The sequence below is a fragment of the Microvirga yunnanensis genome (genome assembly GCF_025460875.1).
Genome location: NZ_JAMXFI010000004.1, coordinates 159018 through 170308, shown reverse-complemented (window position 1 = coordinate 170308; position 11291 = coordinate 159018). Strand labels below are relative to the sequence as shown.

General features: G+C 59.7%; 7 protein-coding genes and 2 pseudogenes. 2 read left to right on the top strand and 7 right to left on the bottom strand.

Annotation, left to right across the window (positions count from 1 at the left end; genetic code table 11):
- The 5 genes and pseudogenes from NF876_RS03775 to NF876_RS03755 all read right to left on the bottom strand — a co-directional run.
- Nucleotides 1–236: pseudogene (locus tag NF876_RS03775) on the bottom strand (GNAT family N-acetyltransferase); the annotation flags it as partial.
- 33 nt (nucleotides 237–269) lie between these two features.
- Nucleotides 270–1499, bottom strand: a complete 1230-nt coding sequence (locus NF876_RS03770) for an aminotransferase class V-fold PLP-dependent enzyme (RefSeq protein WP_262267506.1) — start codon at nucleotides 1497–1499, stop codon at nucleotides 270–272.
- A 24-nt stretch (nucleotides 1500–1523) separates the two neighbouring features.
- Complete coding sequence (locus tag NF876_RS03765; protein WP_262267505.1) at nucleotides 1524–2846, bottom strand: NAD(P)/FAD-dependent oxidoreductase; 1323 nt, start codon at nucleotides 2844–2846, stop codon at nucleotides 1524–1526.
- 770 nt (nucleotides 2847–3616) lie between these two features.
- On the bottom strand, nucleotides 3617–4594 hold the full coding sequence (locus NF876_RS03760; protein ID WP_262267504.1) for a threonine/serine dehydratase family protein: 978 nt from the start codon (nucleotides 4592–4594) through the stop codon (nucleotides 3617–3619).
- A complete protein-coding gene (locus tag NF876_RS03755) occupies nucleotides 4594–5586 on the bottom strand; it encodes an ornithine cyclodeaminase family protein (protein WP_262267503.1) in 993 nt (330 codons plus the stop codon). The genes NF876_RS03760 and NF876_RS03755 overlap by 1 nt, the downstream gene beginning before the upstream one ends.
- Nucleotides 5587–6493: 907 nt before the next feature.
- On the opposite strand from NF876_RS03755, the gene NF876_RS03750 reads away from it, so the two are divergent.
- Both NF876_RS03750 and NF876_RS03745 read left to right on the top strand, forming a co-directional pair.
- Entirely contained in the window at nucleotides 6494–6844 is a 351-nt protein-coding gene (locus NF876_RS03750) for a DNA-binding transcriptional response regulator (protein WP_262267502.1), read from the top strand.
- Between the two features lie 115 nt (nucleotides 6845–6959).
- The gene (locus tag NF876_RS03745; protein WP_262267501.1) at nucleotides 6960–7376 is read left to right on the top strand and encodes an ASCH domain-containing protein; all 417 of its coding nucleotides are present in this window, start codon (nucleotides 6960–6962) and stop codon (nucleotides 7374–7376) included.
- Nucleotides 7377–7476: 100 nt separating this feature from the next.
- Here the strand turns inward: NF876_RS03745 and NF876_RS03740 are convergent.
- A pseudogene (locus NF876_RS03740) lies at nucleotides 7477–7680 on the bottom strand (L,D-transpeptidase); the annotation flags it as partial.
- Between the two features lie 512 nt (nucleotides 7681–8192).
- Nucleotides 8193–10853 (bottom strand): galactose oxidase-like domain-containing protein, encoded by a 2661-nt coding sequence (locus tag NF876_RS03735; RefSeq protein WP_262267500.1) that lies wholly within the window; start codon nucleotides 10851–10853, stop codon nucleotides 8193–8195.
- Nucleotides 10854–11291: the final 438 nt, after the last annotated feature.

Here is an 11291-nt window from a genome sequence, read left to right as displayed (position 1 = left end):
ATGCCGACGGTGGCGAAATCATCGCCAAACGGGAACCACATGGCCGACCCACACACCCGGCCGATAGGGTCCAGCGCCACAACGCCTTGTCCCACCTCGCGCAGGAACTCCCAGTCCTCGGGCCGATGAGGCCAGCCGACGCTCAAGGACAGCACATGGAGGGCATCGAGATCCGCATCCATGATGTCGCGGAGTTGTACGGTGAAGGCATCAAGGAGAAATGTATCGTCCAGCATGATCGTACCTATTGTTCGGAGGTCTGCCTCGTCTCAGTGACCGACGCGTTCTACGGCATTCCTTAGCGCGATCACGAAAGTATCGAGGTCGGCTCTCAGCATGTAGACGTGAGGCGAGACGCGGAGCCCCTCCACATGCTCGACCTTGCGGTATTTGACATGAACCTGGTGTTTCTCTCGGAGCTCTCGCTCAAGGGCTTTGGAATCCACATGGTCGATGGAAAACAGGCTTACGGCGCCGAGGTCATCGGTGTCCAACGGCGTATGCAGCCGGAAACCGGGAATGTCGTGGGCGAGGCTCACCCAGTAGCGGGTCAGCTCTTGCAACCGTGCATGAATCGTACGAACCCCGATTTCTCTGTGGAGCTGGATCGCTGGCCCGATTCCGGCCTGTATCGCTGAATTGTAGGTACCGAGGTTCCAGTGATCGAATTTGTCAATCCCGAACGGCGGCGGGTCGAAGGGCGCGAGCAGCGGCCAAGTGCGGTCGATCTGAGCTTCCTTGACGATCAGCATGCCATTGCCCACCGGTGCACCCAACCACTTGTGCAGGCTTGCCACGAAGAAATCGCAACCGAGTTCACGAAAGCTGACAGGCATTTGCGCGAAGGTCTGGGCACCATCGACGACCGTGACGATGTCATGTGTGCGGGCCAAAGCGCACAGTCGTTTGACGGGCAAAACCCGCCCGTTCCAGTGGAACATGTGGGTGAGCTGCATGACGCGGGTGCGCGGCGTAATCGCCGCTTCGAAGGCGGCAACGATGTCGTCGTCGCTGGCCATAAGATCGAAGCGGCAGGTCACCGCCTCAATGCCGTCCCGCTGCTGCCGCTGGAGCCAGCCCGCGCGCACGCTGGGGTAATCCCACGGGGACAACAGCACTTGGTCGCCAAGCGTGAGCGGTATGCCAAAAATGGCCGTGGACAGGCCCTCCGACGAATTGCGGTTCAGGGCGATTTCATGCGGCGCGCAGTCGACCAATTCAGCAAGCTGCTTCTTGATGTCGGGGAGTGCCGCATCCAGCTTGCTCCACATGTTGACATCGGGATTGTGGCCGATGAACAGATAGGCGTCGATGACCGCCTGCTGGACGACGAGTGGCGGCGGGCTGACGGCTGCATTGTTCAGGTTCAGCAGCGGCTGCTGGGGCGGATAGGCCGCGCGGACCCGATGCCACGCCTCTTCCCCAGCATCGGCGCCGGCAATCGGCCCCGGTGTCGTCCCTTGGCCGGTGCCCCGACGCTCGATGGCGGGTAAACTCATGCTCTGCTCCTTCGCAGCGGCAAATCAGATCGACCCGACATCCACCTTCGAGCCGTCCAGCAGGCGCGAGAGGCGGAAGGGAGTGGGATCAACACAAGGCATATCGTTGGCAACCAGGTCGGCAGCCAGACGCCCGATCGCTGGTCCGATGCCGAAGCCGTGGCCCGAACACCCTGCAGCCAAGAAAAAGCTCTGGATCCCTTCCACGGAGGAGATGACCGGCACCGCGTCGGGGGTACAGTCCACATAGCCACCCCAGCTCTCCGCCACCTCGACACTGGCCAGGGCAGGAAAGAGCTTTTTGACGCGCTGCAGGGTTGCGGCGATTGCCCGAGGCTTGGGCGAGGGGTCGAGGACGCGGATGTGCTCGAAGGGGGAGGGTTCGTCCAGGCGCCATCTCTCCAGAGCTTCCGGCCCTGCGAAGAAGGACCTGCCAACGCCGATCTCCACGGCCTTCAGGCGCTTGACGAACATGGGCATGAAGGAGCGCGCGTAGCGGAGGCTCTGTGGGGTGATCTCCAGCACCGCCTTTCCGCTAATGGCCAGGGTATAACTGCCATCGATGCGGCGCGTGAGCACGCAGTCCGGCGTATAGATCGCCTCCCCCACGTTCGGGGCCGGGCGGGTGCGCAGGGTACTCTGGCGCACACTCGCCTGAGGAAAGGAAATCTTGTGACGACGGCAGAAGGCGGACGCCCAAGCTCCGGCGGCGCACAGGACCGCGTTGGCCCGGATGAGCCCCTTCTCAGTGACCACGCCGGTCACCGCGCCGTGGGTGATGTCGAGGCCGCGTGCGGCGCAATTCTGGTGGATCGTGGCACCATGGGCGCGCGCGCCCTCGGCGATCGTCGGTGCGGCAAGTCCCGGTTCAGCTTTGCCGTCCTCCAACGAGTGAACGCCCCCGAGCCAGCGACGCCCGGCAGCCGGCATTGCGTTCGTCGCCTCTTCCGCGCTCAGCATCCTCGTATTGACGCCGAACCGGAGCGCCGTCTCGCGCCACTTCTCCCAATCACTGAGCTGCTTGGAATCATCGGTGGCGTAGATGAGGCCGCAGCGGCGGAATCCAAGATCTCGGCCAATCTCCGCCGTGAGTTCGTCCCAGAGCCGCAGGGCGATGCCGGAGAGCGGCAGTTCGCGGGCATCGCGGTTCTGCTGGCGGCACCAGCCCCAGTTCCGGCTCGACTGTTCGCAGCCAATGTACCCTTTCTCCAAAAGGGCCACCGAGTGGCCGCGCCGGGCGAGGAAATACGCGGCGGTCGCACCGACAATGCCGCCGCCAATGATGACAACATCGGCGACTGCGGGAAGCTTCTCGTCACTCGGAATGCGCAGGATCGAGGGCGACACGGAATAAGACCTGAGATGATGACAGTTCGCTAGCTGCCAGTATCCGACACATCCGCCACAGAATGCGCCTGAGCAGGTGTCGAATTCGGAATTTTACACCGAAGAAGGGGTGCCTTTCGGCAGTTGCTGCAGGCAGGAAAACCTTAGCATGGACCTGTTCTTCTCGCCTCGGCATCCCATGAACACCGAGTTCGGGGAAAGCGAGGTCTGATCCAGGCGGATCGCTTGGCGTCCTCAGGGTCAACAATGATGGTCCCCGCCTTCGGGCTGGCGCAAGCCTCATCTCGTGCTTTTTGCTAGATCGCACTCCGGACTGATAAACTGGGACATCGTCGGAACACGCCGAGGCGGATCCAGATAGCGGTTCAATTGGGTTTGGGTGGAACGGCGCCATCCTATTTCAGTGTCGCTGACGCCAACGAGGAGGTCGCCCCGATATAACATCTTACCTTCAGCGCCTGGCTGTCTATCGCCGCTCGCCTTACACGCTGCGCAGCAATACGTTCGGGTTGGCTCATTTGCATGGCTGGCTCGGCAGGCGGGAACCGGCATCACTCGGCTCGATTGCTCTTGCCGATTACCGAAGTCATTGGTGAAGTTCGTCAAAGCCTCCCGAGCCGTCAACCGGCAATCCCCGACTGGCCGTCATCTCGGGATGCTTCGGCTTCGTCGTTCGATAAAATCCCCTGACGAGTACACATTGAAATGCTTTTACAAGCGGGTTCAACTTTTCTATTCCCGGGGAGCTTTCAAATCCGTTCTGAAAAACTTTACTCAGCAGCTTTGTATATTTCGGCAAGGTCGCCTAAGTCCCAGTTCCCTCCGCTCAATACCGCGCAAACTTTTTCATCCGGTTTGACGTTTATGGAGCCGGCCAACAAAGCTCCAATACCAATCGAGGCGGCCGGTTCAGCGATCAATTTCGCGTCTTTGGCAAGGGTACGCATCCCCGCGATGATGTGCTCGTCTTCAACGAGAGCGATCTCGTCCACATACTTTTCGATAATTGGATACGGGTTTTGACCCGGAACGCTTATCCTCAGGCCATCCGCAATCGTGTTCTTCAAGGGAAGCGATGTGCGCTCCTTGTTAATCCGGCTGTAAAAATACTTCGGTGTCAAGGCAGGCTCTGCCCCGATAACGCGCACCGATGGTTTCGTTTCTTTGATAGCAGTAGCGATTCCCGAGATGAGGCCCCCGCCGCCCACGGGAACAATGACCGTGTCCACATCATCCAGGTCCTGCAGTATTTCACACCCTATCGTTCCCTGGCCGGCCATCACCACGGGATCCTCAAAAGCATGTACAGCCGCGTATTTGTTTTCTTTAGCGATTTCGTACACCCTCTTCCATCTGGCGGCGGTGTCGCCATCGAAAAGAATGACTTCTGCCCCGAGGGCCTTTGTGTTTTCGATTTTGATTTTTGGCGTGGTAACCGGAAGAACCAAAATCGCTTTTACGCCCAGCATCCTGGCGGCATAAGCAAGCCCTTGGGCATGATTGCCCGACGACGTGGCGATAATGCCGTTTGCGATCTCGTCCCTCGAGAGCGAAAGGGCCTTGTTCAGGGCGCCGCGAATTTTGAACGCGCCGGTAATTTGCAGGGTTTCGGGTTTGAGATATAGCTGACAACCAACAGCATTCTCTATTTTTTCCGCACGCAACAGCGGCGTGTGCCTGATATGCGATTTCAGCCGTTCCTGAGCCTCACGGATGTCCTGGATGGTGGGGTAGTTGCGCATAGCCATCACTCGAAAAACTGAAAGAAGGTGCCAACATTATTATCGACCGCGTTCTGATAGATTTTACTTGCAGTCGTACTGTCTTGTATGGCCATCCCAGTAGAATCGAAAATTGTGATTTCTTCATCACTCTCCCGTCCTGGCTTCCTTCCCAACAATATTTCGCCAATCTCCGCATGGATGTCGTCTTTGGCGATGATGTTACTGTTCAGCGGATGCCAGGTCTCGCCCTTTTCGGTGCATTGCGTGATCGAGTCGACGACGATCTTCGCGGTCCTGAAGAGCTCTGGATCCAGTTCCTGTTTGCCACGTTGATCTGTGCCGATTGCAATGATGTGTGTGCCGGGCTTTACCCAATCGACTTCCACAAGCTCCCCTTTCCCCCGGGTCGTCGTAATCAAGATATCGGCCTGCGCAACCGCGCCCTTTTTGGAGCTTGCGACGATGACAGGAATGCCGAATTCGCGTTCGATGTCTGTCTTGTATTTCGAAAGTGTATCTGGAGTGCGGCTCCAAGCGTGGATCTCTTCGATCTTCATGACCTCGTTGATCGCCCGGATTTGCATTCTTGCCTGATTTCCTGTCCCGACCGATGCAATTTTCTTGGCGTTTTTCCTTGCCAGTGCTTTGACGGAAACGGCTCCAGCCGCCCCGGTTCTGAGACCCGTGATCAAACTTCCATCCATGACGCACATCAACGCACCGCTCCTGGCATCAAACAGGAGAATGGTCCCCATGCCACTAGGCACACCGTACGCCGTTGGGTTATCGATGAACCCTCCAGAGGACGCTTTCATGGAGATCACTTCATTGGCTTTGTGGTAGCCAAGCTTGAAGTCGATTTCCCCACGAGGTGATGGGAGATGTATCCCGATATAGTCAGGTTGCTCCACCTGATCACTGTTGAAGGCTTTGTATGCCTCTTCGACCGCACCAATGACTTCCTTCATGCAGATTAATCTGCCGATTTCCCCTTTCTTAAGCAGCAGTGTTTTCATTTGCATTGTCTTTCTATTGTTAAGTTCAACGCATCCGCCATATGCCCGCGGCTGGCAGCTTGACGCTGCTTAGATTAATTCAAGAGGGCGCATGTTCGACAGTCGAGCAGGACCTGTAGAGTCGGGAGACGCCAGGGAACAGCCCCTCGGTCTGCCTCCTCTATCGCACTTCCGCCATCCCGTTTCGCCGGTGGTCTCGTCCGGCTCGCCTCTCCAATCACGATAGATGTGGCAAATCAGGAAGTAGCCAAATTGCGCAGCAGCGAGCGTGCCCAGCGTGCCGATACGGGGCGCCAGGATCGACAACAACGTGGTCACGACGATCGAACGGGATTTGATGCTCATGTTCCTCGCACGTCTCCCGGAATGCACTACCTGAATCTACGTGCACGCAGTATTGCATCGGATACGCAGCAGAAAATGTCGGATACTCCCCAAATACATAATTTCCGATGATTTCCAGCCCCGCCTGCAAAAGCTAATGCTACGACCCTCTGGCGAACATGATGCCGCTGTCGTTTCGATGTTACGCCGGCTCAGGCCTCTGCTGCATGCGCATCGGACGCAATCTGATGAGCCTGGTGCTGGGTGAACTCGGCGACCGCTGCACGCTGCTCAGCGCCACCGTGGCCGGGCAGCCGTGCTGTGAAAGCCGGGTTTCAGGGCCATCAGCGCACCATTCACCAGCATCAGGCACGATAGCCACGGTCGAGCCGGTTGCCTGCCGCCCTGTTAACTCTGTTGTCCGACGATGACTTCGACCGGTCCTGTGGAAGTCTTCACAGGTATCTGATTTCCCAATAACCTTTCCAATTTAGGGTGCGTTTTCGCGCGCTCCGTACAAGGTTATTCCGTCATGGGCCGACCGCCGCTTGTTTTGCTTGTTCCCCCGGATCGACTGACTGGCTTGACGACGTCCGATCATCTCGCCGGCTATGGTGTCGAGATCATCACGGCCAGCAGCGTGGAAGAGGCACGGCATATGCTGCGCACGAACCGACGCATCAGCGTTCTGGTCGTCGATACGGATCTCGGTCAGGTTGACGACAGCCTTTCCCTCGCCAAGAGCGCCCGTGCCTCCGATCCTGATCTCAAGGTAATCTACACATCACGGATGCCATTCAAGTTGAGGGAGACCGAGAGAGTCAGCGGGGCTCCTTGCGTGCGCACGCCCTATCGCCCGCACCAACTGGTTGGCGTAATCAGTCAACTCGTTCGGCGGCATCCGACAGAGGAGGTTGGGGCATACGCGGCCTGAGCATCAAAGCAAGGGAGAGGCTGGGGCGCTTTGTTTGGAGCATGACAGGACAGGGAACCGGATAGACCGTGGGGCGTCATCCCCGGCAGACCTCGGACCTGGTGAATGAACCTGCATGACGCTTGCCCTTTCTGTGCGCCAGCCCTTTGCCTGGGCGATCTTTCGCGCCGGTATGGATATCGAGAACCGGGATTGGCCAACCCAGCAGCGCGGGCGCGTTCTGATCCACGCTCCAGCGATCGTGCGGCAGGAGGACTACTGCATCTTTCAGCAGGCGTGCCGTGACCCTGAGCACTGGTTGTGTCAGGCGATCGCACTCGGTGGTGGCCTGCCACAGAAGAGCGAGCTTCTCAGAGGAGGGATTATCGGGGAGGTGGAGATCGCCGATTGCGTGACCGAGCATTCGTCGCCTTGGTTCACGGGTCCGTATGGCTTCGTGTTGCGGAATGCCCGCCTGCTTCCCTTCAAGCCGCTGCCCGGTGCACTCCGCTTCTTCGATGTCGATGAGAGTTCTCCCGACGGGCACGTGTGATCGGCAGGTGTGGCACTTCTATGCCAACCTGTGGCCGGAGTTCCATCTGTTATGGGCTCCGGCACGTCGGCGGTGACCCCTGCGCGATTCAGGTCACTCGTCACTGCATGACGATCACCTTGGCTCCGACCCTTGTGCGATTGTAGAGATCAGTGACATTGGCGTCCGTCATGCGGATGCAGCCTGAGGAGACGGCATCGGTGATGGTCTCCCGGTCGTTCGAGCCATGGATCCGGTACGTCGACGAGCCGAGATACAGGGCACGGGCTCCAAGAGGATTGCCAGGGCCAGCCCCTGTAACGCGGCAAGCGAGAATGTGCATGGCCACACCACTGCAGAGTAATCCAAGGATCAATCTTCCGCGAAGGCTGATTGTTCGCCACGCCTGACCTGCCGTTGGGGTCTGGATCTGTCAGCTTTCAGACAGACACATGCGGTGTGCCATGATTGACAAGTGGTGACGCGTCAAAGGGGAAAGGGCCACTGTTGTGAGGCGGAAGTCTACTTGCAGGTCGTCTGCGGCTTTCGCTGGAACAGGCTCCGAAAGAAAAAGGCCGCTGGAAAGCGGCCCGAAGTTTAGGAAGGAAACACCGAAGAAGGGCAGCAACGCTGCGACGTCAATCGCCGTGTTACATCGCAAAAGGTCTTAAGTGTCTTGTGAGTTCTGCATGCGCGCATCGCATTTTCTCCACGTCAGAGTGACTATGGAGGAACCGTGGGGCTACCGATGATGGTAAGTTCAAGAGGCGGCTGTGCCCGGGCAGCCCTTCGACTTGTGCAATGAAGACGTAACCGCGGTCACTTGCCACCTCTAGTCTATCCCAATCGGTAGAACGGCTTCCAGGAACCGTCCCACCAAACCCCGTGAACGGTCCTCATGAACGGCCGCGGATCATCGGGAGCTACGCACCAGACCTCCATGTGATCGTCATTGCGGGATAGCGTCGCAAGCGGCGTTCGATCGGCAATCGGCATTGATCCAACCGTATACCAGGGCTCCCAGGACCCATTCCACCACACGCCATGCAGCCGATCGTCGTCCCCCACACACCAAACCTCCATGTAGTCATCGTTGCGGGACAAAGCCCCCAATGGTGCGCCAGGCGGGAACGAGAACGGTCCCGGGAGGGTGTACCAAGGCTGCCAGTTGCCGCCGTCCCACCACACTCCATGGAGACGGTCGTCGGTGCCGATGGTCCAGACCTCCATATGGTCCTCGTACCGACCCAACATCGCGAGATGCCCACCAGGCACCAAGCCGAAACCTCCGGACGGTGTCGGGAGCGAGTACCAGCCGTTCCAGTTGCCGTTCCACCAGTTGCCGCGCAGCGTGCCGGTCCCGTCGATGCCCCAAATCTCCATGTGATCGTCGTGGCGGCAATGCACCGCGAGCGGAGCGCCTGCCGGGAAGGTCGCCCCAGGCAGCGCATACCAGCCTTGCCAGTTGGTGCCATCCCACCAGATCGCATGGACCTGGCCATCGGCAGCCACGACCCAGACCTCCATATGATCCCTGAAGCGGGATCTGACGGCGAGCGGGGCCCCGGGAGGCAGACCGGGGGCGGGTGCCCCGAGCGAGCCCCACTGCTGCCAGTTGCCGTCCCACCAGATGTGCCGGAGCACGCCGTCCTCGGAGATGCCGAACACCTCCATGTGGTCCTCGTGCCGTCCCAGCACCGCAAGATGCCCACGGGGCGGGAACCGGACGCGGGGGTTGGGCAGGGAATACCATTCGTGCCAGGCGCCGTTCCACCAGTTGCCGCGGACCGTGCCGAATGCATCCACCACCCACAGTTCCATGTGGTCGTCATGGCGCTTGTGAGATGCGATCGGCGTGCGGTCGAGAACGGTGAACCGATGGGGCGAAGCCAGTGCGATCCAGCTCGCCTCTGATGGAATGCCATCGCGGTTCAGGATGAACAGCATGTAGTATCCTTGGGGCGCGAGGGAGTTGGGAAAGCCCCCGTCCGGCGCCGTCACCTCGAGCCTGCCGCCGTGGCCTGGAACGCGGGAGAAGGCCAACTCGATGACCCGCTGTTCGGTGTCGGTCTGGTGCGTGACGGCCATGGGCCTCACCAGCACAACCTTCGCAATGGTGTCGGCCTGTCTTGTATCGATGTGAAAGATCTCCCCGTGGTGGACCGTCTGCGGGGCGGACGCGATGACCGGCCTCGGGCCGTGGAACAGGTACGGCGGACTGAAGATCTCGATCCGCGGATTGCCGTCCCCGCCTGCGACCATCACCTTCCCGCCCGGCAGGAGAAGCGACACCGAGTGGTAGGTGCGGATGTAGAGCATCGCGTCCATCGGGAGCCAGTCATCCTGGTCGGGAAGGTACAGGGCACAGGGTGAGAGTTGCGTGTCGATCCCGCCGCTGACGAACACGGTACCATCGGGGAGAAGCACCGCATTGCATTGCCGTCTGCCCTCGTTGTCGGGCATGGGCTTGGGCATGGTCCATGTGGAAGACGGAGAGAGATTGGTCACATCGATGGTCTCGTAGGTGTCGTTATCCGTACTGTCCGCCCCGCCGACGACGAGAACACGAACGTTGGTCGACATGGCCCGCAAGAGCGTGACCGACATGCCCTTCACGCGGTTGGTCGCGGCCGGCGTGATGTTCGTCCACGTGCCAGACTGCGAACCCGCGACGGGAGCTGAGAACGAGAAGAACCCCGACTCATTGTCAGGAGTGGCAGGCTGGGCGCCGGCGCTGCCCCAGCCGGTGCGGGAGTAGAACAGGGTGTGGTTCGGAAGCAGGTGGAAGCCTGGGTACAGGTTCGGGAAGCCGCGGGAGTCGCCGGTGACGTCGTCGAAGCGGTCCGTCGTCTCGTTGTAGACTTCCATGTCGCCTTGGCCATCACCGCAGGTGATGAGGGACCGGAAGTCGCCAAGCGTCACGACGGTGGGATACCACCGGTACCCGTGATGCATGTCCCCTGCCGTCCGGGTCCAGGTCAATGCCACTGGATCGAACTTGAAGCCTGCTACCGCTGTGGGGGTCACATTGCGATCACCGCCGCCGCCGACGACCAGCAGCCTGCCGTCGGAAAGGAAGGAATGGCCGCCGCAGAACAGGGCATAGTCGGGACCTGAGATGGGGTACTCGAACTTGGGGCTCGACTCGTCGGTCGGATCCCAGATCGGCGTGGGCCAACCTTGATTTTGATAGTCGGCCGGAATGAACAGAACCTTGCCGGTGTGCAGAAGGGCTGCGTGCGCCACGTCCATGGAACGTCCGTCAGGGTGCCGCGTGTTGTAATCGAGGATATGCCATTGCCCGTAGGCCGCAGGCCCGAAGTGCTCATGAAGGGCATGGATGTGTACCGACGTTAGAACGTCGATTTCGAGAAGCTGGCGAAGATCATGGAAGCCATAGGCGCCCAGCGACTCCCTGTAGTCGAAAACCGTCCGTGCGAGGTGCTCGTCGAAAATCGGCCGAGGCTCGCAGTGTCGACCACGGCCATGCGAGGCCATTTGAGTGGCCTCCATAAGATCGCCGGGTCGGCCGGCTGAGTTGAGGAATTCCAGTATCCTGCGATGGACGCGCGGCGGGATGTTGAGGCTTCCACGGGCTTTCACCTGCATTTCCATGATGATCAGCTCCTCTGTGACAGTCTCCTCGATCGACGTCTCCTTGCGGAACTCGTCAGCCCCCGGCGGCAGCGGGCCCCGTGTCCAAACCGAGCTAATGTTTGGGTAAATATGCCGATGGATGGGCGCGGAATTGTGGCTGGACGCCGGTTAAAAGGAAGATTGGCAGCCGGCCCTCTTTAAGATTCCGCAAGTCAAGACGGGGCTCTGGTTGTCTCTCCCGTATCGACCCTCTGGTACCACTCGCACATGCATGGCCGCACGGCAGAGCAGGTCTATGCCGGCATCCAGGGCTCCTGCTCGCCACAGATAGTGAGACGA